Origin of the sequence: Flavobacterium chryseum (genome assembly GCF_004362015.1) — a bacterium.
Taxonomy (GTDB): Bacteria; Bacteroidota; Bacteroidia; order Flavobacteriales; family Flavobacteriaceae; genus Flavobacterium.
This window is the reverse complement of sequence record NZ_SNWW01000001.1, coordinates 810,299-833,256: the sequence shown is the minus strand read 5'-3', so window position 1 is coordinate 833,256 and position 22,958 is coordinate 810,299. Positions and strand designations below refer to the sequence as shown.

General features: G+C 32.5%; 19 protein-coding genes. 10 read left to right on the top strand and 9 right to left on the bottom strand.

From position 1 onward, the window contains the following. Positions 1 to 48 precede the first annotated feature (48 nt). Together EV143_RS03475 and EV143_RS03470 are read right to left on the bottom strand one after the other, a co-directional pair. Positions 49 to 1,134 (bottom strand): sensor histidine kinase, encoded by a 1,086-nt coding sequence (locus tag EV143_RS03475; RefSeq protein ID WP_133506577.1) that lies wholly within the window; start codon positions 1,132 to 1,134, stop codon positions 49 to 51. A 210-nt stretch (positions 1,135 to 1,344) separates the two neighbouring features. Then, positions 1,345 to 2,028 carry a response regulator transcription factor gene (locus tag EV143_RS03470; protein ID WP_026983516.1) on the bottom strand — a complete coding sequence of 228 codons (684 nt, stop codon included), beginning with the start codon at positions 2,026 to 2,028 and terminating at the stop codon, positions 1,345 to 1,347. A gap of 230 nt (positions 2,029 to 2,258) precedes the next feature. On the opposite strand from EV143_RS03470, the gene EV143_RS03465 reads away from it, so the two are divergent. The 5 genes from EV143_RS03465 to EV143_RS03445 all read left to right on the top strand — a co-directional run bounded on the left by EV143_RS03465 (position 2,259) and on the right by EV143_RS03445 (position 9,788). Further along, a complete protein-coding gene (locus EV143_RS03465) occupies positions 2,259 to 5,078 on the top strand; it encodes a TonB-dependent receptor (protein WP_133506576.1) in 2,820 nt (939 codons plus the stop codon). Positions 5,079 to 5,288: 210 nt separating this feature from the next. Then, positions 5,289 to 6,485 carry a hypothetical protein gene (locus EV143_RS03460; protein WP_133506575.1) on the top strand — a complete coding sequence of 399 codons (1,197 nt, stop codon included), beginning with the start codon at positions 5,289 to 5,291 and terminating at the stop codon, positions 6,483 to 6,485. Positions 6,486 to 6,595: 110 nt separating this feature from the next. Beyond that, positions 6,596 to 6,937 (top strand): T9SS type A sorting domain-containing protein, encoded by a 342-nt coding sequence (locus EV143_RS03455; RefSeq protein ID WP_133506574.1) that lies wholly within the window; start codon positions 6,596 to 6,598, stop codon positions 6,935 to 6,937. Between the two features lie 95 nt (positions 6,938 to 7,032). Then, a complete protein-coding gene (locus EV143_RS03450) occupies positions 7,033 to 8,013 on the top strand; it encodes a LuxE/PaaK family acyltransferase (RefSeq protein WP_133506573.1) in 981 nt (326 codons plus the stop codon). A gap of 140 nt (positions 8,014 to 8,153) precedes the next feature. Next, the gene (locus EV143_RS03445) at positions 8,154 to 9,788 is read left to right on the top strand and encodes a CARDB domain-containing protein (RefSeq protein ID WP_133506572.1); all 1,635 of its coding nucleotides are present in this window, start codon (positions 8,154 to 8,156) and stop codon (positions 9,786 to 9,788) included. Positions 9,789 to 9,867: 79 nt separating this feature from the next. Here EV143_RS03445 and tyrS read toward each other — a convergent pair whose 3' ends face one another. After that, positions 9,868 to 11,163 carry a tyrosine--tRNA ligase gene (tyrS, locus tag EV143_RS03440; RefSeq protein WP_133506571.1) on the bottom strand — a complete coding sequence of 432 codons (1,296 nt, stop codon included), beginning with the start codon at positions 11,161 to 11,163 and terminating at the stop codon, positions 9,868 to 9,870. A gap of 256 nt (positions 11,164 to 11,419) precedes the next feature. Between tyrS and EV143_RS03435 the strand changes: the two genes are divergently transcribed. Then, entirely contained in the window at positions 11,420 to 12,655 is a 1,236-nt protein-coding gene (locus EV143_RS03435; protein WP_133506570.1) for an outer membrane beta-barrel protein, read from the top strand. Positions 12,656 to 12,811: 156 nt separating this feature from the next. After that, positions 12,812 to 13,813 (top strand): NAD-dependent epimerase/dehydratase family protein, encoded by a 1,002-nt coding sequence (locus EV143_RS03430; RefSeq protein WP_133506569.1) that lies wholly within the window; start codon positions 12,812 to 12,814, stop codon positions 13,811 to 13,813. Between the two features lies 1 nt (position 13,814). Here EV143_RS03430 and EV143_RS03425 read toward each other — a convergent pair whose 3' ends face one another. Genes EV143_RS03425 through EV143_RS03415 form a run of 3 tightly spaced genes read right to left on the bottom strand, consistent with a single transcriptional unit; the run spans position 13,815 to position 16,402 of the window. Further along, a complete protein-coding gene (locus tag EV143_RS03425) occupies positions 13,815 to 14,315 on the bottom strand; it encodes a DUF4296 domain-containing protein (protein WP_133506568.1) in 501 nt (166 codons plus the stop codon). A 9-nt stretch (positions 14,316 to 14,324) separates the two neighbouring features. Then, positions 14,325 to 15,665: a dihydroorotase gene (locus EV143_RS03420; protein ID WP_133506567.1), complete on the bottom strand. Its 1,341-nt coding sequence runs from the start codon at positions 15,663 to 15,665 to the stop codon at positions 14,325 to 14,327. A gap of 11 nt (positions 15,666 to 15,676) precedes the next feature. Continuing rightward, a complete protein-coding gene (locus EV143_RS03415; protein ID WP_133506653.1) occupies positions 15,677 to 16,402 on the bottom strand; it encodes a polyprenol monophosphomannose synthase in 726 nt (241 codons plus the stop codon). Positions 16,403 to 16,507: 105 nt separating this feature from the next. Here EV143_RS03415 and EV143_RS03410 point away from each other — a divergent pair, with 105 nt between their 5' ends. The 3 genes from EV143_RS03410 (at position 16,508) to EV143_RS03400 (ending at position 18,710) form a co-directional block, all read left to right on the top strand. Beyond that, the gene (locus EV143_RS03410) at positions 16,508 to 17,176 is read left to right on the top strand and encodes a DUF4271 domain-containing protein (protein WP_133506566.1); all 669 of its coding nucleotides are present in this window, start codon (positions 16,508 to 16,510) and stop codon (positions 17,174 to 17,176) included. A 14-nt stretch (positions 17,177 to 17,190) separates the two neighbouring features. Next, positions 17,191 to 17,940 carry a uroporphyrinogen-III synthase gene (locus EV143_RS03405; RefSeq protein ID WP_133506565.1) on the top strand — a complete coding sequence of 250 codons (750 nt, stop codon included), beginning with the start codon at positions 17,191 to 17,193 and terminating at the stop codon, positions 17,938 to 17,940. A 299-nt stretch (positions 17,941 to 18,239) separates the two neighbouring features. Continuing rightward, positions 18,240 to 18,710: an Lrp/AsnC family transcriptional regulator gene (locus tag EV143_RS03400; protein ID WP_017496220.1), complete on the top strand. Its 471-nt coding sequence runs from the start codon at positions 18,240 to 18,242 to the stop codon at positions 18,708 to 18,710. 207 nt (positions 18,711 to 18,917) lie between these two features. Here the strand turns inward: EV143_RS03400 and EV143_RS03395 are convergent, their stop codons facing one another. From EV143_RS03395 to frr, 3 genes are all read right to left on the bottom strand, one after another. Beyond that, on the bottom strand, positions 18,918 to 19,604 hold the full coding sequence (locus EV143_RS03395; RefSeq protein WP_133506564.1) for a zinc metallopeptidase: 687 nt from the start codon (positions 19,602 to 19,604) through the stop codon (positions 18,918 to 18,920). 131 nt (positions 19,605 to 19,735) lie between these two features. After that, the gene (locus EV143_RS03390) at positions 19,736 to 22,231 is read right to left on the bottom strand and encodes a DUF5686 family protein (protein WP_133506563.1); all 2,496 of its coding nucleotides are present in this window, start codon (positions 22,229 to 22,231) and stop codon (positions 19,736 to 19,738) included. Positions 22,232 to 22,348: 117 nt separating this feature from the next. Continuing rightward, positions 22,349 to 22,912 carry a ribosome recycling factor gene (frr, locus tag EV143_RS03385; protein WP_133506562.1) on the bottom strand — a complete coding sequence of 188 codons (564 nt, stop codon included), beginning with the start codon at positions 22,910 to 22,912 and terminating at the stop codon, positions 22,349 to 22,351. Positions 22,913 to 22,958: the final 46 nt, after the last annotated feature.

Below are 22,958 nucleotides of genomic sequence, written 5' to 3'. Positions count from 1 at the left end.
TATTTAGATTTTCAAAACCTCATTTAATATGCTTTAAAAGAGGTCAGCTTACAATTTTTTAACTTCAGGTTTTTGCGTTTTATAAGTTTTTTCGAGTGTAAAAGAGAACTCAGAACCAATCCCGAATTCGCTTTCTACATATACTTTTTCTTTGTGGGCTTCGATAATATGTTTTACGATCGCCAACCCTAAACCGGAGCCGCCTTCAGATCGGGTTCCGCTTTTATCAACTCTGTAAAAGCGTTCGAAAAGTCTTGGAATGTTTTGTTTTTCAACTCCTTCTCCGTTATCACTAATACGAATTAAGACTTTTTTCTTGGTTAAGTTTACTACGCCAACTTCGGTTAAACCGCCGTCTTTACCATATTTAACTGAGTTGACAATCAGGTTTTCCAGCACTTGCTGAATCCTGTCCTGATCACCGCGAACAATAACTGACTTTACATTTCTGCTTTCAAAAGCCAATTTAATTTTCTTTTTATCGGCTTTCATTTCCAATAAATCAAAAACATTCTGAATGAGCTCAACGATATCAAAATCAGTCATATTCAAATCTAAATCGCCAGATTCGAGTTTGGTAATCATATCTAAATCTTCAACGATATAAATTAATCGCTCTACTCCTTTTTCGGCACGTTTCAAATATTTCTTCCTGATTGTTTTATCCTCCATCGCACCATCCAGCAAAGTCGAAACATAACCCTGAACGGTAAACAAAGGCGTTTTAAGTTCGTGAGAAATATTTCCTAGAAACTCTCTTCGGTATTGTTCTCTGATTTCGAGCATTTCGATTTCGAGTTTTTTATCTGTGGCAAACTTTTTCACTTCGCGTGAAAGTGTTTCCATATCTGTAGTTATGGGCTGATTGATAAGTGTTGTCGATTCTAATAACGAAACCTCATCATATATTTTTTTGACTCTTCTGTAAATAAAGCGTTCTACACGATATTGTAAAACTAAAAAAGAGAAAATATAAATTGATATAATAAAAATTAATCCAAATGCAATTTGATGTTTCAATTGACCTTTATAAAATAAAGACATCAATATCATCACAAATCCTGTTGCAAAAAGGCTTATGTATAATGCCGATTTTACAGCAAATTTGTATGTTTTTTTAAAATTAATTTTCATTGATATTTTTTAATTTAACCATTAGAGAGAGTAAGAAAAATTAAGCTTAACTCAAAAACCATATAAGAAATTGAAGTTCATACAAATTTAATGAACTTCAATTTCTTATATGGTTTAAATTTATGGAATGTTATTGAAACAATTTGAATCCGTCAAATCTTAACTAAAATCCGCAGTTAAAAGAACCTCAGTATTTTAGAGACTTTAAAACTAAACTTCAAATTTATAACCAACTCCTTTTATTGTTTTAAAAAGATCTTCTCCAATCTTTTCACGTAATTTTCTGATGTGAACATCAATTGTTCTTCCTCCAACTACTACTTCATTTCCCCAAACTTTATCAAGGATTTCATCTCTTTTAAAAACTTTTCCTGGTTTTGAAGCTAACAGGTAAAACAATTCGAATTCTTTTCTTGGTAAAGCGATTTCCACATTGCCTTTTATGATCTTGTATTCTTCGCGGTTAATCTCGATTCCGCCAACATTTAAGGTATCGCTAACAACTTCCTGTTCTTTTAATCTTCTTAACAAAGCTTTCACTTTGCTTACCAATAATTTTGGTTTTATTGGTTTGGTAATGTAATCGTCAGCACCGGCATCGAAACCAGCTACCTGAGAATAATCCTCACTTCTTGCTGTTAAAAATGTTATAATAACGTTATTTAATTCTGGTATTTTTCTAATGTGTTCACAAGCTTCCATACCGTCCATTTCTGCCATCATCACATCCATAATAATAAGGTCCGGTAATTCTTTCTGAGCTTTTGCAATTGCATCTTTTCCGTTAGAAGCTGTTACAATCTGGTAGCCTTCCTGAGCTAGGTTATAACCCACAATTTCCAGAATATCCGGCTCATCATCAACTAATAAAATCTTTGTTTGTGTTTTTTTCATAAAATAGCAAAAATTGAGTTTTCTCATCAAATTTTATGGTACCAAATCTGATGGTTTTTAATTGCGATGGTAAATATAATAATAAAACGACGGTTAAAAACCGCTGTTAACGGTAATTTAATCTCGTAACAATTTGATAATCTACAGAACACAAAAACATAACAAGTGCGTAACATGAACTTTACAGGGCGGTTCTTTCTTTGCAAAAAAATAAATTAAACACAACTAAGATGAAATTCAATTTAAAATTTCTATTATTCACATTACTTATCTGCACGATTTCGATCGCACAAACCAAAGGTACAATTTCTGGCGTATTAACCGACAAAGAAATGAATAATGCAGCACTTCCTTTTGCAAATGTTTTAATAAAAGGAACAAACATTAGTACTAACACTGACATTGACGGAAAATATTCATTATCTGTAAATCCCGGAACTTATACTGTAATCCTTAGCTTTTTAGGATATGAAACTGTAGAAGTTCCTGCAAACGTTGTTGCGAATGAAACTGTAACAATTAATAAAGCCCTTTCTTCAGGAGCCGGTTATACTTTAAAAGATGTTGTTGTAAAATCTACAGGAGCAAACAGAGAAAAAGAAACAGCTTTATTGTTAGACCAAAAAAATGCTGTAGTTATTAAACAAAGTATTGGCGCACAGGAAATGTCAAGAAAAGGCGTTAATGATGTTGAGGAAGGTTTAACAAAAATAACAGGAATTACAAAAGTAGGATCAAGAGGTTTATTTGTACGCGGTCTTGAAGATCGTTACAACAACTTATTGATTAATGACTTATCAGCACCTACTAATAATCCTTTTTCAAAAATTGTTCCTTTAGATTTGTTTCCAACAAATATTGTTGGGGTAATTGACGTGTACAAAACATTTAATCCAAATATCTATGGTGATTTTGCAGGCGGAACTTTTAATATTCAAACTTCAAAGCCAACAAAAAGTATTACGAAAATAAATATTGGAGCAGGTTATACAACCGGAAACAGCTTTAAAGATTTCTTATTATCAACTGATGCAGATACAGCAACAGGATTTTTCGGATTTAATGGTAAAGATAGAGAATTACCAGGTTTTCTTGGAGATCAGGCAACGAGACAAACTTTCACAACAGATCAGGCATTAAATTCAATAAGTGGCAATAAAGGTTTTAATGTCAGTCAAACAAAAGCACCTTTAAATTCAACTCTAAACTTATTGCATGCTGAAAAATTTAATTTAAGCAACAATCGTAGTTTTTCTTACTTATTGTCTATTAATTACGATAATAATTATGCTATTAGAGAAGGTGTTGACAGAACTATCGATTTACAGTCTTCCGGATCTAAGTATATAAACAACTTTATAACCACTGAGTATCGTTTCAAAACCACAAACTCAGCATTAGTTGGTTTAAACTACGGCACTGACAGGCTTAAACTATCGTTCAATACATTGTACATCAGAACTAACTTAAACTCTATAAAAGATCAGGAAGGAGTATCAGCAGGGACAGCTGCTGAAAATGGATTTATCCGTACCAATCAATTAGACAAAAGTGATTATTTAAATGGCCAATTATTAGGTGAATATGCATTAACCAAAGACAAAAATCAAACTATCAAAGCTGGAGCTTCATATGCAATCACAAAATATGAACAACCAGATAGAAAGTTTTTCTCAGGTCTTAAAACTGGTGATGATTTGATAAGTTCATCTTATGGTGGAAATAATTACCTGCGTCAATATTTAACTGTCGATGGTAATTCATTTTATTCAGCATTAGTAGAGTATAATTTGAAGTTCGGGAAAAATGACAAACAAAACAAATTAACCGTTGGATACAATGGCAACGGATCTATGATGGAATCTTCATACCGTTTTGTTGCAAGTACCGGTAATGATGGTTTTACTTCAAGCATAAATAATATAGATACTCAAATAACCAGCGACATTTCAGCTAATAAAATGTCTTTTAGCGAAAACTCTAATGCTACTTACAAAGTTAAACTTGACGAAATGGCTAATGCAGGGTATGCTAATTTGTTTTTAAAATTTGGAGAGAAACTTGAAGTAAACGCAGGAATTCGATTTGAAAGCACTCTTAAAGAAACTCATTACAGAACATTAGGTTCTTTTGATGCTCCTTTCAGAATATTAAAATATGATAATGCCTATTTTTTACCATCAGTAAATCTTAAGTATTTGTTGACTGAGACTGCTAACATTCGTTTTGCAGCAAGTAAAACTTACACTAAACCAGTTATCATGGAGGCTTTCCCTATATCTTTCATCAATGCTGACGGAACTTCAACTCAAGGAAATTCAATTTTGAAAAACAGCGACAATTATAATGTTGACTTGAAATATGAGCTGTTCCCAACGGCTAAAGAAATGATTACTGTTGGATTATTTGGAAAACACATTATCAATCCAATTGAAAAAACTTTCATCTCAAACGCAACCACAGGAACAGTTACCACTTTTCTAAATTCTGAAAGTGCCAACATATTTGGAATAGAAGCTGAATTACTCGTTGGTTTAGAAAGAATCAGCGAAAGCTTAAATGATTTTTCATGGGGATTAAATGCTACATTAATGTCATCCAAAGTTACTGTAAGCCCAACTTTTGAATCTATCGATGAGGATGGGATAATTACCGTAAAACCTTCTATTGAAACGCATCAATCAAGATCACTGCAGGGAGCATCAGACTGGTTAGTAAATTCAGATTTAAAATATGAATTTAATTTCAGCAATGAGTGGTCGAACACTGTTTCATTAGTTTATGGTGTTTTTGGAAAAAGAATATATGCTGTAGGAACCAATGGACAAGACCATATCTATGAGTTGCCTGTACAGCAATTGGATTTTGTATGGGGAAGTAAAGTTTCAGAACATTTTGATGTGAAATTTACCGCTGACAACTTATTAAATCCATTACGAAAATTAGAATTTGGTAACGATGGAACTATAAAAGTAGCTGAAGAATCATTATTGGCTAGTAGTTATAAAAAGGGAATCGGGTTTTCATTAAAACTTGGATATACTTTCTAGAACCCAAGAAAAAATAATTATTAAAAGCTCCATTTTGGAGCTTTTTTTATGCACAATTAAATTGAGTTTAAATTAGCACAACAAAAAACACATAACATTCTCTTCACATTATAATTGTCTTTTGGTAACCGTAATGTAATATTGAGATAACACCAGAAAAAGATTATCGTTCTAATTTTGACAAAAATAAAAACACATAATAACACAACTATGAAAACTAAACTTTTTGCTTTAGCACTTGCTACAGGATTATTTTTAAATTCTTGCTCAAGTAGTGATGATCCAACTCCAGTTGTTACTCCTGTTACTGGTGAAATTACAGGTCCAATAACTAAGGACGTTACTTACGCATACGGAAACTACACTTTGAAAGGAATTGTAAAAATCAATGCTGGTGTAACTGTAACTATTGAGGCGGGATCTACAATAACGATTGACAAAGCTACGGGCGACAATGCTCTAGTTATTTTGAAAGACGGAAAATTAATTACAAAAGGAACTGCTGACAAACCAGTAGTATTTACAGAAAAATCTAAGGTTCCCGGATCTTGGGGAGGAATCATTATGTATGGTGATGCTCCTGCAAAAGTAGCTGGTGGAGGAACGACTTCGACATCTGAAGACGGAAATAATATCTCTTACGGAGGAACAAATGCAACTCATAATAGTGGTTCATTAGCTTACACAAGAGTTGAATACGCTGGTTCAAAATTAGCTGACGGAGCAAAAGAAAACAATGGTTTTACTTTTTACTCAGTAGGTTCAGGAACAACTTTAGATCACTTAGTATCTTACAAAGGTGCTGATGACGGATTCGAATTTTTTGGAGGAACTGTAAGTATGACTAATGCTATCTCTTATGGTAACTATGATGATTCATTTGACTGGCAAGATGGATGGCAAGGTCAAGCAAATACAAACTGGTATGCTTACCAAGTTGATAAAGGAAACTATGGTATGGAAATTGAAGCTTCTTCAAATGACAATGCGTTTTTTCCAAAAGTAACTAATATCACTCTAAAAAGAGCTGCAGGTACGGTTACAGAAGAGCAAAAAGAAATTCAATTGGATGCTTTTCAATTTAAAAAAGAAGGAAATGGAGACTACAGTAACATCGTAATCGATGGTTATGTTAGTCAAACTATGCCTACAGCATTTAATGGTGGTGTATTACAAGTACTAGATAAAGTTACTTACGATCATCAAGTTGCTGGTGGAAAAATCAAATTAAATAACGTAAAAATTACTAACTCTCCTCTTATCTTCATTTCAGGACAGGCTACTTTTACATTATCTGCTGATAGCTTTCTTCCTGCATCAAACTGGACAACTAGTACTACTGCTACTGGTGCAGTTTTAACTCCTGGTGCTTGGGCAACAGTAGACGGTGTTAACTTAATCAAATAAGAATACCACACATATAAAAATGTTAAAAACATCCTAAAATTTTAGGATGTTTTTTTTTGGCGTAATTTTTGTAATTTTTTTTGTATATTTACATTAATCAAAATTACGCGATGGCAAAAAACTACTTTTATATTACACTCTTATTGGCATTTTTCTTTACTCTGAGCGCTTCTGCTCAAGATAGTAAGCAATTACCAAAATCTCAGGACGTAAGTACGACTATCGAGGGCCTGAGCTTGTATCCTAACCCGGTTACAAATGGTAAAGTATATATTTCATCTAAAAACGACTTAGAAAAAGAAGTTATTGTTTTTAATGTTTTAGGAAAAAAAGTAATCCAGACACATTTATCTTCAAGAGAACTTAATGTTGCTGATTTAGCACCTGGTGTTTATATCATAAAAATTAGCGAAGAAAATGCTTCGGCAACACGAAAGCTCATCATTCGATAAGAAATAGCAAATATATTCAAAGCTCCAAATAATATTTGGAGCTTTTTTATTGCCACAACTTCTTGCAATTATAATTATCTTTGCAAAAAAAAGTTTTGATTACAGCCAACGATATATTTACCATTTCCAGTCAGAAGCAATTTGAAAAAACAGCCTTAAAAGTGTTTCGTTTTCAGCACGAGAATAATCAGGTATATCGTGATTTCTGCGATTTTTTAAAAATCAATCCACAACTGGTAAAATCGCTGGAACAAATTCCTTTTTTGCCTATTCAGTTTTTTAAAAGTCATAATGTAGTTTCTAATAACGATTTTGCTCAGGTTACTTTTACCAGCAGCGGAACTACAGGAATGATTACAAGCCGACATTTAGTGACCGATGTTTCCCTATATGAGGAAAGTTACTGCAATGGATTTTCTCAGTTCTATGGCAATATCGAAGATTATGTTGTTTTAGCCCTTTTGCCGTCTTATCTTGAACGTGATGGGTCTTCGCTCATTTATATGGTCGAAGATCTAATAAAACTATCCAATCAGCCTGAAAGCGGGTTTTATCTACACAATCACGATGACTTAATAAAAAAACTAACTACTTTAGATGAATCTGGGCAAAATGTAATTTTAATTGGTGTTACTTACGCTTTATTAGATTTGATTGAAAAACATCAATTTAACCTTCAGAATACAATTATTATGGAAACCGGAGGAATGAAAGGCAAACGCAAAGAAATGATTCGCGAAGAATTGCATGAACAGCTTTGTAAAGGTTTTGGAGTTTCTGCCATTCATTCAGAATACGGAATGACGGAACTTTTAGCGCAAGCCTATTCTTTAGGAGAAGGCGTATTCGAATGTCCGTCATGGATGCACATTTTAGTTCGTGATCCGGAAGATGCGCTCACTTACGTGAAAGACGGAAAAACAGGTGGAATCAACGTTATTGATTTGGCTAATATTAATTCATGCTCCTTTATCGCTACCCAGGATTTAGGCAAAAAAAATCCCAACAACTCTTTCGAGGTATTGGGACGTTTTGATAATTCTGATATTCGTGGGTGTAACTTGATGGTTTTGTAATATAATTTCAATACACCTACATTTATTTCATTGTAATTCGTAAGAATATACACGATTTAATAACTTATCGTTAATATAGAAAAAATACTACATTTCTATTTAAAAATATACTTTAGAGTAAAATTTTAAATAGAAAAAAAATGAAAAAAATTACTTTACTAGTGCTTGTTTTTATAAGTATTAACAGTTGGTCTCAGACTTACAAATTTCACACATTACAAGATTTAGGGCCTAATATTGAAACAGCAATTTCTGCTGAATGCGCTAAAAGTATTACAGTTGGACCAAATAGAGATGTGAATTTGAATCAAAGCTTTAAATTAGAAGTTGGGAAAATTTACAAATCTGATTTAGTGTTAGGATCAACTTCCGGTTCAAGATACTACAAGGTACTTTATGCTGTTGATTACTATCTTGATAAAGGAGCAGAGATAGATGAGCCTGCAGATTTTGTACTAATTCCAGATTTATGTAATTCCTTGTCATGGAAATACATTAGACCAATATCATTAGGATCAACATTAGAAGAAGCGCAAAGCAATTATTGCTCCAATTTAACAGTTAATACAACTAGAGAAAAGGTAAATCTTAAAATAACTAGACCTTTAAATATAGGAGATGTATATCTAATGGATTTTGGGAAAGGATCAAATTATTATTTAATTGATGGATCAAGTATAGAAGCAGGAGATAGTGAATATCAACTGGACACTACAATCAGTAGCGCCATTTTTTCTTCTGTTACATTAAATTGTCCAAAACCTGATTTACAAGCTACGGGTGTAAATTTCGGATCCGGAACAATGAATACTGGCGCAACCGCTACCGCGACATATGCATTAAAAAACAATGGCGGTCGCGCATTTAACACAACTCGCTGCTTAATTTATTTCTCTAAAGGCAATTCTACTCTAAGTAGTGATGATATATTAATTAAAGATATTGTAATTGAACCGCTAAACTCTAATGAAACCAAATCTGGATATCCATCTATAACTATTCCAGCTAATATTACTAATGGTACATATTACACCATTATGCAATTAATTAATAGTGAGGATATAAATGCTAGTAATAACGTAATTTCATCTTCAACATCATTTACTATTAATCAAACAACAACCCCAGCAGGAAAACCAGATTTAGTCATTGATCCAAATAACACCATTATTTTCAGTAATTGTTTTGATTGTAGTGCTGCACTAAGTGATTTAGGAAACAAAAGGCACACAATAAGCAATCAATCAGGGAGTATCAATTTGCAGGTAATAACCATTAAAAACATAGGAAGCGCTGCATCAACTCCTACAACACTTCAGTTTTATTTATCTACTGACGGTATTATTGATACAGCTGATTTAAAATCTACTGCAAGTAGTGTCGCAATAAGCGCAATAAACCCAGGAGCTTCAATTACAGTATCCAGAACAATTTTTTCTTCTAATTTTGGTAATATCGGCACAACCTTTACCGGAAACAGAAACATTCTTATTTCAGTAGACGACTCTAAAACAAACACTGAATCAAATGAAAATAATAATGTTACTACTATACCTGTAACTTTCTATAATCCTTTTGGCAAAAAAGTGCAATCAAAGTTAGAAGTTGAAGAAGCTAAACAACCTTATTTAATAAATGTTTATAATTTTGAAGGACAAAAAGTTCTAACCAAAGAAGTCTACTCTAAAGAAGAAGAAAACAAATCATTAGATTCACTAAAAAGTGGTATTTATATCATTAAATCTAAAGATGAAACCCGAAAAGTTATTAAATAAAAATAGTTATTAAAGCAAAAAAGCATCCGCAAAGGCAGATGCTTTTTTTATAGTTATAATTTATGGCTTCTGAATTGAGTTAAACAATCCTCAAAACAAAATAATTTCTTCTACCACTTTGCAATAACACAAACTGATTGTTGATCAAATCATTTGCAGTTAAAACAAAATCTTCTTTGATTTTTTCTCTGTTTACAGAAATTGAATTTGCTGTCAAAGCTCTTCTCGCTTCTCCGTTAGATTTAAAGAAACCTGTTTTTTCATTTAAAACAGTAACAATATCCAATCCGCTTTCTAAATCTGCTTTTGCGATTTCAGCTTGCGGAACTCCATCAAAAACTTCTAAAAAAGTTGCTTCGTCTAACTGTTTTAAATCTTCGGCAGTTGAATTTCCAAACAAAATATTCGATGCCTGAATCGCTTTTTCCAATTCTTCTTTGCTATGAACAAAAATCGTAATTTCTTCAGCCAGTTTCTTTTGCAAAACTCTTAAATGCGGAGCCGTTTTATGCTCTTCAATTAAAGCATCAATTGTTTCCTTATCTAAAAAAGTAAAGATTTTTATATATTTTTCAGCATCAACATCGGTAGCATTTACCCAAAATTGGTAAAATTTATATACTGAAGTTTTATCAGCATCTAACCAAACATTACCGCCTTCAGATTTTCCGAACTTAGATCCGTCTGCTTTTGTAATCAATGGTGTTGTCAAAGCAAAGGCTTTTGCACTTTCTCCGCCCATTCTGCGTACTAATTCCGTACCTGTAGTAATATTTCCCCACTGGTCAGAACCTCCCATTTGCAAAAGGCAATTATTGTTTTTATATAAATGGTAAAAATCGTATCCCTGAATTAATTGGTATGTAAATTCTGTGAAAGACATTCCTTCTCCTTCTCCACTCAATCTCTTTTTAACAGAGTCTTTAGCCATCATATAATTTACCGTGATACGTTTTCCAACCTCACGCGCAAAATCAATAAAAGAGAATTCTTTCATCCAATCATAGTTATTTACCATAATTGGAGCATTTGAATCATTTGAATTAAAATCTAAGAAACGAGACAAAACGCTTTTAATTCCTGCAACGTTTTTAGCCAAAGTTTCTTCGTTCAGCAAATTTCTTTCGTCAGATTTCCCGGATGGATCACCAATCATTCCGGTTGCGCCACCAACTAAAGCAATAGGCTGATGCCCGAAATTCTTTAAATGAACCAATAAAATAATCTGAACCATACTACCAATATGCAGTGAATCTGCCGTTGGATCGAAACCTATATATGCCGCCGTTACTTCTTTAAGCAATTGTTCTTCGGTACCTGGCATGCTATCATGATATAAACCGCGCCATTTTAATTCTTCAACTAGATTCTTCATTTCTTTTAATAATTTGTGCAAATATAATTAATTCCAGTAGTAGTGGTTGCCTTAAACTATCTAAATCAAAAAAAATCACACTAAAATTTTTAACTCTTCAAGTGTTGATAAATCAGACTATAGCAAATATATAAAAACTAAAAAACTGTATTTCAATACATTAAAAAAAAAAGATTAGAAGAAAAAAAATAGCTAATAATAACCTGAAAAAGTGCGTTTGGTTTTTCTAATTTAGCGCCACCAAAAACTATATCCTATGAAAAAAATTTTACTAATTACCTTACTATTTTACTACTCATTTATCAATGCTCAAATTTCATTTGAAAAAGGGTATTTTATTTCCAATGACGGAAAAAGAACAGAATGCTTTATAAAAAATTTAGACTGGGGAAACAATCCGACAGATTTTAAATACAAAATACAGGTTAGTGACAACGATTACAAAACAGCAACGATTGCTGACGTTGAAGAATTTGGTGTTGAAAATATCACAACCTTCAAAAGAGCCAAAATTAAAATGGATCGTTCCCTTGATGATTTGTCCAAAGTATCACAAACCGGAAAGCCCGTGTTCGAAGAAAACACTCTTTTCTTAAGATTATTGGTTCAGGGCGAAGCCACATTATATTCATACAAAGAAGACAATCTTATCAGGTATTTTTACGAAACAAAAACAATTCCTCTGGAACAACTTGTGTTTTTAAAATATATAGTAATAGAAGACGGTAAATCGACAGGAGAGTTAAAAGAAAACAATTATTACAAACAACAACTAAATAATAATGTAAGATTGTCAAATACGAGTGATAGTGACATTAAAAACCTACAGTATAAAAAAGCTGACCTTACAAAATATTTTTTAAAATACAATAATAACGACAATAAAGAAACAAACCGCGAGCTATCAAAAACAAGCAAAGATCATTTTTTATTAAAAATAACTCCTGGAATTAGTTTTGTCTCGCTAACTATGAATGATGGCGATATACCATCTCTAGATGTAAAATTAGATAACAAAACTAGTTTTAAAATAGGTTTAGAAGCAGAATATGTACTACCTTTTAATAAAAACAAATGGAGTATCTTTTTGAATCCAATGTATCAAAAATATGAAAACAGTAAAGATTACAGCAGACGAGGTCCTTTCTTGTCTTCTCCTTTCACAACTCGTAATGTAGAAATCAAATATTCAAGCATTCAGCTTCCGATAGGATTACGTTACTATTTTCTTCTAAATAAAAATTCAAAAATTTTCGTAAATGCCGCGTATTCATTTGATGTAAATGGAAAAGCAAGTATCTCATTTGATAAAAATGTAGAGAATAAAAGTAATTCAGGATCTAATTTTGTTTTTGGATTAGGATATAATTTCAGAAATAAATTTAGTGTTGAAATTAGAACAAATACTAAAAAAGAATTACTACGCGATTACAAAACCTTTTCTGCTGAATATAAAGCAATTGATTTCGTTTTCGCCTATTCTATTTTCTAATATATAATAGAACTTTAAAAAAAAGCTTTAGAGCAATGGAAATATTTAATCAAATAAATATTTCCATTGCTCTATTTTTTTCAATTAAAAATAAAATAGATTTTAAGAATTAATCATCATTATTAATTGATTTATCAAAATCGCTATCTTTACAAAATGGTACTAGTAACAGGAGGAACGGGTTTGGTTGGCTCACATTTATTACTTCATTTAATTGAAAACGGAGAAAATGTCAGAGCGATTTATCGAGACATAAATAAAATTCAAAAAACAAAATCGGTTTTTGAATTATATAAAAAAGCAGATTTGTTCGAAAGAATCAATTGGGTTGAAGCCGACATTTTAGACGTTCCTTCATTAGAAATTGCTTTTATCGATATTGAATATGTTTATCATTGCGCTGCCTTAATTTCATTTGATCCAAAAGATGAAAATGCACTTCGAAAAACTAATATTGAAGGAACTGCCAATATGGTTAATTTTTCGATTGCTAAAGAGATAAAGAAATTCTGCTTTGTTAGCTCTATTGCAGCTTTGGGAGATTTAGCGCCTCACGAAACTTACATTACAGAAGAAACAGATTGGAATCCTGAAAAACCGCATAGTGATTATGCCATTTCGAAATACGGCGCAGAAATGGAAGTTTGGCGTGGTGTTCAGGAAGGTCTGGATATTATTATTATAAATCCCGGTGTTATTTTAGGTCCAATTCCCAAAACAAAAAATTGCGATCAGGGAAGTGCTGAACTTTATGTAAAAGTAGCGAATGGACTTCCGTTTTATACACTTGGAAATACCGGATTTATTGCCATAAGCGATGTTGTAAAAATATCATATGAATTGATAAAAAGCGACATCAAAAACGAACGCTTTACTTTAATTGCTGATAATATTGTTTTCCGTGATATTTTGAACACTATTGCAGATGTTTTAAAAGTAAAGAGGCCAAGCATTCATGCCAATTCATTATTTATGAATTTCCTCTGGATTGCCGATGCACTATTTTCTACCTTATTTTTCCAGAAAAGAAGATTAACAAAAGCAACTGCAAAAGCTTCTTATTCCAAGAATCTCTATTCTAATGAAAAAATAAAAACCGCTCTGGGAACGGTTTTTTTAGATGTACATCAATACATAAAAGAAGTATCGAAATTGTAATTTATTTTTTTGACTGCGCTTTAGCTTTAAATTGCATTGTTTTTCTTATTGAGTCAACACTACTTTTTTTCAAAGGTTTTACTTCATTAAGTTTTGGAGCCGATTCTGTTGTTTTTCCTTTATTTTTTTTCTTTGCCTTCGCAGCTTTTTTCTCCTCAATCTTTACTAACGAATCCGCTTTCTTTTGATTCGTTTCTAATCGCTTGGCAATTTGATCGAACATGTCTTTGTAGTTTTCATAATCTGCCGCGTAGTACATATTACTTTGAGCAAACTGCAAACTATCTACTTTATATTTTTGAAGAATAAATTTCTTCGGACTTGTATCTGAAGAATCTAACGACAATGGATTACTGTATTTTATTGCATCCAAAACAGATAAATCATACATAATATCAATCATCTTTCCTTTCTCAATAAGTCGTTTTGGTTGTTTTACCAACGCTTTTTCACAACTTACAGAAAGAAACAAAACCAATATTATTACTATAAAATTCTTCATTTTTTTCTATTATCTATCAAACAATAATCTTTTTCCGGCGCGAATGTCTTTAACTTTAAAGTTGTTATAGACCAACTCACCATTCACAAAAGTATGTGTAATTCTCGATTTAAAAGTATAATTTTCAAATGGAGACCAGCCACATTTGGCTAAAATATTTTCAGGTTTCACACTCCACGGCAAACTCGGATTTACAATCACCAGGTCGGCAAAATAACCTTCTTTTACAAAACCTCTTTTTTCAATTTTGAAAATTTTTGCCGGATTATGGCACATTTTCTCTACGATTTTTTCAACGGTAATTTTTCCCTGATGATGCGCTTCAAACATTGCAATAACGGCATGTTGAACTAATGGCCCTCCAGAAGGCGCTTTTAAGTAAGATTGGCTTTTTTCTTCTTTTGTATGAGGAGCGTGATCTGTAGCGATAACATCGATACGGCCGTCATTTAAAGCTTTCCAAAGTTCTTTTCTGTCATCAGCAGTTTTTACGGCAGGATTCCATTTAATGAAATTTCCTTTTGTTTTGTAATCTTCATCGGTAAACCAAAGATGATGTATACAAACCTCAGCTGTGATTTTTTTATCTTCTAACGGAATTTTATTGGTAAACAATTCCATTTCTTTCGCTGTTGAAAGGTGGAAAATATGCAAACGTGCTCCGGTTTTTTTCGCCAGCGCCACTGCTTTTGAAGACGAAATATAACAGGCTTCGGCACTACGAATTAAATGATGCGCCGTTACCGGAATATCTTCTCCGTATTGCTCTTTAAAAATGGCAAGATTATTTTGAATCGTAGTTTCATCTTCACAGTGAACTGCAATTAACATTTGCGTACTTGAGAATATTTTTTCTAAAGTCGCTTCATTATCAACCAACATATTTCCGGTAGAAGAACCCAGAAAAATCTTGATCCCTGCAACATTTCTTGGATTTGTTTTTAAAACTTCCTCTAAGTTATCGTTGGTTGCACCCATCATAAACGAATAATTCGCAAATGAATTTACCGCTGCAATCTGATATTTATCTTCTAAAATTTCTTGTGTAACGGCATTAGGAACGGTATTGGGCTGTTCTATAAAAGAAGTAATTCCACCCGCAACAGCAGCTCTCGACTCCGATTCTATGTCGCCTTTGTGTGTTAATCCCGGTTCTCTAAAATGAACCTGATCATCAATAGCGCCCGGCATTAAGTAACTCCCTTCGGCATCTATAACTATACAATCGGAAGTTTTTAAACTTATGCTGTCTGCTACTTCGACAATTAGGTCGTTTTCAATCAAAACATCACCTTCAAAAATAGATCCTTCGTTTACAATTTTAGCATTTTTTATTAAAATCCTATTCATCGCCATTGGGTTTATAATGTATTGATTAATTTTTTTAATCTAAGGGAAATTACGCCAAGAATAGCTTCTTTAATGATGGCATTGCTCATTTTCGAAACTCCTCTTGTTCTGTCTGTAAAAATAATAGGAACTTCGGTGATCTGAAATTTTGAGCAATAGGTTCTGTATTTCATTTCAATCTGAAACGCATAACCAACAAATTTTATTTTATTGAGATTTATCTTTTCTAAAACTTCTCTTTTATAACAAACAAAACCGGCTGTAGCATCATGAATTTTCATTCCGGTAATAAATTTCACATATACCGAAGCAAAATATGACATTAGTACACGGCTCAATGGCCAGTTTACCACATTTACACCTGTTACATAACGAGAACCAATCGCTAAATCAGCTCCACCAAAATGGCAGGCATCAAATAATTTTTCAAGATCATTTGGATTATGCGAAAAATCGGCATCCATTTCAAAAATGTAATCATATTTACGTTCCAAAGCCCATCTAAAACCATGAACATATGCCGTTCCAAGACCCGATTTTTTTTCTCTTTTTTCTAAAAATAATCTTCCCGGATATTCTTGCTGTAATGCAATTACTTTATTAGCAGTAAAATCCGGAGAATTATCATCAATAATTAAAAGATGAAAAGGTTTATGTTGCGAAAGTACAGCTCGAACTATACTTTCTATATTTTCAATTTCGTTATAAGTTGGGATTATGACAATGCAATCGTTCATTTTTCTGCGTAATTTCATCGCAAAAGTAAACTTTTTATGCCATTTCATTCATAATAAATGTATAATAAAAGTATTGATACAAAAAATTACTAATTTTGTAACGCTATGACTGAACACCTTCATCCCAGAATTATCGAGAACAAAGATTGGGCTACATTTTTATTTGTAGTGGCCTTTGCGCTTGTTGCTATTACTAAATCGACTTACGAAAACAGATTTAGTGAATTTAGTAAACTTATTTTTTCAGATAAATACGCAAAAATTTATCGCGATACGAGCAACTTAAAAGGCAGTTTTATCGTCGGATTGTTTTTCGTACAAGTTCTTTCATTTTCATTTTTCATCCAGCTTACCTTGGATATTTTTGGATATGCGTCAAAAACTGATTGGATTTTGTATATTCAGATTGCCACATTTCTGTTGTATTTTATTTTAGGAAAATTTTTAATAGAAAAAATCGTTGCAACTTCTTTTAATATCGACGAATTTGTAAGCCTTTTCAACCTGCAAAAGGCAACTTACAGAACTTACATTGGCGTTTTAATACTGCCAATTAACGCTATTTTATTCTATTCTGACAACATTCCTAAGAGCGTACCCCTAGTAATAATAGGCATTTCGCTATGTATAAGTCTATTCTCCTATTTTATTTCAATTAAAACGTATCAAAACGTAATAATCAGTAAATTATTTTATTTTATTTTATATCTTTGCGCTCTTGAAATAGCCCCTTATTATTTCATGTATTATTGGATAACAAAAGAGGTGGCTTAGTAAATGTTTATAATATGAAAGTGAAAACAATTTTGGTGTCACAGCCTGAACCTAAAGTGGAAAATTCTCCTTACTTTGAGCTCCAACAAAAACACAAAATAAAAATTGATTTCAGACCATTTATTCATGTGGAAGGGGTTAACGCAAAAGAGATTCGATTACAAAAAATCGACCTAAATCACTACACTGCGATTATTTTGACAAGCAGAAATGCAGTAGATCATTTTTTCAGAGTAGCAGACGAAATGCGCTACAAAGTTCCTGAAGGATTGAAATATTTTTGTCAATCTGAAGCAGTTGCGTTTTACTTACAGAAATATGTAGTGTACAGAAAGCGAAAAATTTATGTAGGTGCAAAAGATTTTGCTGATTTATCTCCACTAATTAAAAAATACAAAGACGAAAAGTTCCTGCTTCCGGCATCTGACCAGTTAAATGCTGACGCACCTATTACTTTAAATAATTTAAAAGTAGATTGGACACAAGCGATTTTTTACAAAACTGTAATGAGCGACTTATCTGATTTAGCTGATGTTTATTATGATGTTTTAGCGTTTTTTAGTCCAACCGGAATTAAATCTTTGTTTAAAAACTTTCCTGATTTTAAACAAAACGAAACCAGAATTGCTGTTTTTGGAAGCACAACTCAAAAAGAAGCCCTTGATTATGGATTGAGAATTGATATTCTTGCTCCAACTCCTGAAACTCCTTCGATGACTATGGCTTTAGAAAAATACATTAGCGAAGCAAACAAAGGAAAATAAACCTTTTTTAATAAAATATCAAATTTATAAAATCCAAATTCCAACTGCTTGTTGGGATTTGGATTTTTTTTGTTTTATCATTAAGAGATTAAGATAAATTAAGCTCTATCTTAATGAATTTTTAAAGAAAAGATTAAGCGTTCTTCTTTCTTTATTTTCTTAATCTCTTAATGGTAAAAAACCTCAATACAAAAAAATCAATCTAAACTTTCATTTCTAAATTATTCTAAAGTTTAATTCTTAAATTTGATTTCTATTTTAAACCAAATTACCCAAATTAGTTTCAAACCAAAACTCTTATGAAAATTAACTCTCTTATAATTGAAATTGATGGCATCGACAAAGAAATCCTTCGGTATTTAATGGATGATGCACGAAAACCAATTTTACAAATTGCCAATAAAATAGGAATTTCGGGAGCTGCGATTCATCAGCGTTTGAAAAAACTGGAACAATCTGGCGTAATTTCAGGATCTAAATTTACTGTTAACCCAAAAGTTTTAGGTTATAACACAATGGCCTTTGTTGGCGTTTATCTGGATAAGGCTTCCAGAAATTCTGAAGCGGTAAAAGATTTAAAGAAGATTCCTGAAGTTTTAGAATGTCACTACACAACCGGAAACTGGTCGGTTTTAATAAAAATTATTTGCCGTGATAACGAACATTTGATGCAGCTTTTGAATACTAAAATTCAAGCGATTGAAGGTGTTTCAAGAACTGAAACATTTATCTCGTTAGATCAGCAAATTGACAGGCAAATACAGCTTTAAAGGAAATTCCAATTTTTTAAATTCCAAATTCCAATTTAGAAAGAAATTTCAATATTTAAATTCCAACTTTGAAATTGGAGGCACTACAAATAATAAACCCGACAAGTTTTAAAATTTGTCGGGTTTGCTTTTATTTTCAATTTTGGAATTTGGAATTTGGAATTTGGAATTTAAAAAATTGGAATTTAAAAAATTGGAATTTAATTTCTAGTTCCTCCTGCTTCCCGAATAAATCGAAATATAGTACAATAAAGTTGCTATAGATCCTATTGCCGCTACAACATAAGTTCTTGCAGCCCATTTTAAGGCATCTTTTGCTCCTGCCTGCTCTTCTTGTGTCAGCATATGTTTATTTTCTAACCACGCTAACGCTCTGTTGCTCGCATCGTATTCTACTGGCAAAGTAATAATAGTAAATAATGTTGTTGCTGCAAAAATTACAATTCCTACCAATAATAATTGAGGAAAAGTTCTCATCATCAAAATTCCGGCAAGCAAAATCCATTGCACATAATTGGATGCAACGCTTACAATTGGAACTAGTTTAGAACGCATCGTTAGCCATTCGTAACCGATAGAGTGTTGCACGGCATGACCGCATTCGTGAGCTGCAACAGCCGCTGCAGCCGCATTACGATGATTATAAACTGCTTCGCTTAGATTCACCGTTTTATCTGACGGATTATAATGATCTGTCAACTGTCCTGGCGTCGAAATAACGCGAACATCAGTAATGCCATTATCAGCCAACATTTTCTCAGCAATTTCAGCGCCGCTCATTCCGTTTCTTAATTGCAATTTAGAGTATAATTCGAATTTACTTTTTAGTTTTGAACTTACCAACCAGCTAAATAACATAATTGCTCCGGCAATAATTAAATATCCACTTCCCATAACTTAGTTTTTTTTGATTGAATTTAAAGTTACAAAACAAACATCAATTTATGAACCAATTTCAAAAAATGTCATTTTGGCATTCAGTAGTTTGCACGGAGAGAATTAGAATAGGATAGAAAAAAGAGTTTTTATAACCCCAAATCAAGCACATACGAAATTTTAACCGCAACGTTGTCTTCAAATCTCAGTAACTGATTTGGTCCATAGCGATAAAACCCGCCTAAACCCAACCCTTTGTAGATCTTGTTTAACTCGATTCCGGATTCAAAAAAACCTTTGTCTAAAGTTTTGTAGGCTGGTCCCACATGCTGTTCCGGATTTTTCATATTTCCCCATGCCATTCGGGTAACCAATACTAATGAAGGACTAACTTTTCTTAGCAATTTAATTCGGTCAAAACCATGTTTTATCTGAAACATAACATATTGACTGGAAAAGAACTCATTAAAATACATGGTTTCAAAACTGTTTCTTCCAGAAAAAGTAATACGCTGTACAACAGTTTCTTTTGTTAGGTTATTTGGCGCCGTATTGTATAGATGTGTAATAGGAACGTCGCCCATAGCATAACCTCCCTGCAATAATAAACTTGTTTTTTGACCGTTCAGGTATTTTTTTTCATACTCTGTTTTAAAATCTATTTTGCCAAAAGCAAAGTCATTTCCTAATACATTTGGCAATGATTGTGTGTATTGAAAAGTAAACCTCGGGAATCTTTTATCAGATTCGGTTCTGCCTGTTGGTGTTTGCATGAAATCACTAAATGGTGCCCAAACAATCGACAGCATAACGGTTGTCATAGTATAACGCGAATACAGTCTTCCGTCAAGATTAAAAAGATAATCAAATTTTGGCGTAATATCATTGGTTGATAATTCCAGAACAGCTTCGGTTTTAGGAATTATTTTAGTTTGAAGATTGGCTCTCCAGCTTATGTATTCGTAAAAAGTACTAATATTAATCGGACGCGGGTCATAAATCTTAAAAACACGCTTGTCAACTGCGAACACCGTACTTGCAATCTCACGAATGTCATCTGTGTAATATCCGTTCAGCCATGTATTGGTGTATTTATCAAGCAAAACTCCGGAACCTATACTGTATTTAGTTACACCGTCTTTTGTACCATAAGCGCCATAACCTTCTATCCTGAAATTTTTAGAAAAACGGTCGTTGGTAATTCCGCCCAGTCCTAATCTAAAGCCTTCGTAATTATTGTAGCTCACTATTTTTTTCAAATCCAGATCAACGGGGCCAATAGGAAAAAATCCATTAATGATTTTTCGTCCAGAACCTAATCGTTTTTCTATTCTTCTATCCAAAGAAAGGCTATCTAATATAAGATATGTTTTTTCACTCTTTAAATCAAGACTGTCTTTTCTGTATTTATTCCAAAAAGCTTCGGGTTTATTGCTGGCATCATCTTTAATTTCAATGTAAAGGGATGGATTTTTTATTGGTGTATTTGTATTGTAATGAATATCAAAATTTTTACTTTCAGAAAGTAAATAAGTAAAATCTGAAGCTACTTTTTTTCTTGGTTCAAAATTTTCTTCCGCGTCTGCATCAAACTGAATTGTTCCGCCTAAGATTTTAATATCTTCTTTGTTTTTTCCTTTTACAATTTTGAAAGTTGTGTTACTTTGAAACCACAGTTTTTCACTCGGAACATATTCAAATTCGTGAACACCGCTAATGTCTAACACGGCTTTTGTACGCATTACGGCTTTAGCAACAGCAAAATTTTCCTGATCGATATACAAAACACCTTCCAGCGTATTCGACTTTCTTTTTTTCTTGTTTTTAAAGTAAATCATATAGGTATTTCTACCTTTGATCGCTACAGTATCCAGAAGTTTGTAATTATAATCAGAAAGCGCATTGTTCGCGATTGGACTTTGATGTCTTGTTTCGAACAATTCATAATTTGAATCGTAAATTGAGATAGATTGTAAATTGAATGCAATGATCTCATAAACAGGCTGCTTAAAACCTGCCATTTTTGTACCGAGAATTGTTTCCTTAAGTTTATTATTGCCAAACTGATATTGCGATAATTTTTCTGTTTGAAACAAATGCTGTTTGCTGATTATTTCTTTAAATTTAAAATCAGATGAATCTACATTAATTCGTTTTTTATCGAGGTCTTTATAAGCTGCTGATGAATCAATTCTTCCATCGATAGAATCAGGATTAGCCGTAACTATTAGCTTGTTGTATGTTTTATAATCAAAACTGCTTAGTTTTTTTTGCGGATTGTTGTTGTTTTTATTTGCAATTACATTTCTAATAATGGCCAAAGCGGGATTTTCATTAGAAATAACAACTTCTTTCAAATCATCTGTTTTCTCAGAAAGCGAAACCGGATAAAACTTTTTATTTTCTAGTATGGTAATAACTTTGGTATTGAAACCTATATAAGAAACTTTAAAAGAAGTAATTTTAGATGTTGAGGAAAGAATAAATTTTCCGTCGACATCCGTAATTGTATTATTATTGTCTGATGTTGTAATGGTAGCAAAAGGAAGCGGTTTGTTTTTGGAGTCGTTCACAATTCCGTTTATTTGAAATTGCGCATGAATATGCAGCGTGAAAAACAAAGTCAGTAAACAAAATAGCTTCATAGAGAGGATTATAGTTCAGAAACAAAAACATTATAAATTTTGTACGCAAAAATAGGAATAAAAAAATCCGTCCAGTATAATTTAACTAAACGGATTTTTTATTTGTACTGAATAAACTTACACTTTCATGATTTCGGCTTCTTTTGCAGCCAATAGTTCATCTATTTTTCTAATAAAAGTATTTGTAAGCGTCTGAACTTCTTCTTCTGCAGATTTACAAACATCTTCAGAAGTTCCATCTTTTTCTAATTTTTTAATCTCGGTGTTAGCATCTTTACGAACGTTACGAACACCAATTTTTGCATCTTCAGCTTCCGCTTTTGCTTGTTTTGCCAAATCTCTACGACGCTCTTCTGTTAAAGGCGGAACGCTAATAATGATAACATCACCGTTGTTCATTGGATTAAAACCGATGTTGGCAATCATAATTGCTTTTTCGATCGTTTGAAGCATATTTTTTTCGAAAGGCTGCAATGTAATTGTTCTTGCATCAGGAACACTTATTTTCGAAACTTGCGAAAGTGGTGTTGCTGATCCGTAATAATCTACAAAAACGCTTCCAAGCATGGCCGGAGAAGCTTTTCCTGCACGAATATTTAGAAATTCTTTTTCTAAGTGGGCAATCGAACCATTCATAGATTCTTCAGTACTTTCTAATATAAAGTCTATTTCTTCATTCATTTTTTTTCTCGATTTTTAGATTCTTAGATAGTTAGTTTTAAAAATC

Bases quoted from the DNA above. Each gene is read 5' to 3' on its own strand.
- frr (WP_133506562.1), bottom strand. From the start codon at position 22,912: ATGAATGAAGAAATAGACTTTATATTAGAAAGTACTGAAGAATCTATG.
- EV143_RS03470 (WP_026983516.1), bottom strand. From the start codon at position 2,028: ATGAAAAAAACACAAACAAAGATTTTATTAGTTGATGATGAGCCGGAT.
- EV143_RS03455 (WP_133506574.1), top strand. From the start codon at position 6,596: ATGGCAAAAAACTACTTTTATATTACACTCTTATTGGCATTTTTCTTT.
- EV143_RS03430 (WP_133506569.1), top strand. From the start codon at position 12,812: ATGGTACTAGTAACAGGAGGAACGGGTTTGGTTGGCTCACATTTATTA.
- EV143_RS03405 (WP_133506565.1), top strand. From the start codon at position 17,191: ATGAAAGTGAAAACAATTTTGGTGTCACAGCCTGAACCTAAAGTGGAA.
- tyrS (WP_133506571.1), bottom strand. From the start codon at position 11,163: ATGAAGAATCTAGTTGAAGAATTAAAATGGCGCGGTTTATATCATGAT.
- EV143_RS03475 (WP_133506577.1), bottom strand. From the start codon at position 1,134: ATGAAAATTAATTTTAAAAAAACATACAAATTTGCTGTAAAATCGGCA.
- EV143_RS03410 (WP_133506566.1), top strand. From the start codon at position 16,508: ATGACTGAACACCTTCATCCCAGAATTATCGAGAACAAAGATTGGGCT.
- EV143_RS03420 (WP_133506567.1), bottom strand. From the start codon at position 15,665: ATGAATAGGATTTTAATAAAAAATGCTAAAATTGTAAACGAAGGATCT.
- EV143_RS03395 (WP_133506564.1), bottom strand. From the start codon at position 19,604: ATGGGAAGTGGATATTTAATTATTGCCGGAGCAATTATGTTATTTAGC.
- EV143_RS03445 (WP_133506572.1), top strand. From the start codon at position 8,154: ATGAAAAAAATTACTTTACTAGTGCTTGTTTTTATAAGTATTAACAGT.
- EV143_RS03415 (WP_133506653.1), bottom strand. From the start codon at position 16,402: ATGAACGATTGCATTGTCATAATCCCAACTTATAACGAAATTGAAAAT.
- EV143_RS03400 (WP_017496220.1), top strand. From the start codon at position 18,240: ATGAAAATTAACTCTCTTATAATTGAAATTGATGGCATCGACAAAGAA.
- EV143_RS03425 (WP_133506568.1), bottom strand. From the start codon at position 14,315: ATGAAGAATTTTATAGTAATAATATTGGTTTTGTTTCTTTCTGTAAGT.
- EV143_RS03465 (WP_133506576.1), top strand. From the start codon at position 2,259: ATGAAATTCAATTTAAAATTTCTATTATTCACATTACTTATCTGCACG.
- EV143_RS03460 (WP_133506575.1), top strand. From the start codon at position 5,289: ATGAAAACTAAACTTTTTGCTTTAGCACTTGCTACAGGATTATTTTTA.
- EV143_RS03390 (WP_133506563.1), bottom strand. From the start codon at position 22,231: ATGAAGCTATTTTGTTTACTGACTTTGTTTTTCACGCTGCATATTCAT.
- EV143_RS03435 (WP_133506570.1), top strand. From the start codon at position 11,420: ATGAAAAAAATTTTACTAATTACCTTACTATTTTACTACTCATTTATC.